This is a genomic window from Mesorhizobium sp. M4B.F.Ca.ET.143.01.1.1, from assembly GCF_004792275.1.
Taxonomy (GTDB): domain Bacteria; phylum Pseudomonadota; class Alphaproteobacteria; order Rhizobiales; family Rhizobiaceae; genus Mesorhizobium; species Mesorhizobium abyssinicae.
On the sequence record NZ_SRSR01000163.1, the window covers coordinates 1 to 361 of the forward strand.

The window sequence follows — 361 nt, forward strand, 5'->3', positions numbered from 1 at the left end:
CGCCGACCAACCCGAAGAGCCTTTCGCCGATCTTCCTTATCCCGCCGGGTATGGTCGTATTCGGTCTCGTTGGCGGCGTCTTGATTCTCTTGCAGAGCCGCATGAACCGCACAATGCGCGGTGAGGCTGAAACAGAAGCAGCGCTCGGCTTCCCTTCGGTTGGGCTGTTGCCCAAGATATCAGGAGCCAGCGCCAAGCGGCTGCAGATCCTCACTCTCGGCCAGAAAAATTCCGTCTATGGCCGCTCTGCATTGTCCCTGTTGATCAATGTGGCACCCGAACCGGCGCCTGGACGATCCTCGCAAATAGTGCTCATCACCTCCAGCGACAAAGGCGACGGAAAAACAGAGCTCGCATGGAG

Annotated in this window: 1 pseudogene; it reads left to right on the forward strand. The window is 58.4% G+C overall.

Features of this window, described 5'->3' with window-relative positions:
* Positions 1-361, forward strand: a pseudogene (locus tag EN786_RS38135) (exopolysaccharide biosynthesis protein); the annotation flags it as partial.